At 68.2% G+C, this 258-nt stretch carries 1 protein-coding gene; it reads left to right on the forward strand.

Features of this window, described 5'->3' with window-relative positions; translation table 11 throughout:
- Window positions 1-258, forward strand: a 258-nt coding sequence (locus tag KVT45_RS55420) for a hypothetical protein (RefSeq protein ID WP_217562734.1), incomplete at both ends; no start/stop codon positions are given.

A 258-nucleotide genomic window follows, 5' to 3' on the forward strand; every position in this document is an offset into this window, starting at 1 on the left:
CTTTGGCTGGCCGATCGTGGAGAGCTTTTTCGGCGGCCCCTGTGCCGAGATGCTGGAAGAGGACGGCGCAGCGGCACAATTCGCGATCGAGGAACTGGTCGCCCTCCTGGGTAGCGACTGGCGGAGGCGCTTCACGCCGCTGGACGCCACGCGCTGGCGGCACGTCCCGTTGACCGGCGGCAGCTACAGCCATGCGAAACCGGGCCATGCCGGGGCACGCCAGACGCTGGCCGAGCCGATCGAGGATCGCCTGATCTT

This window comes from Streptomyces sp. GbtcB6 (assembly GCF_019091475.1).
GTDB classification, from domain to species: Bacteria; Actinomycetota; Actinomycetes; order Streptomycetales; family Streptomycetaceae; genus Streptomyces; species Streptomyces hyaluromycini.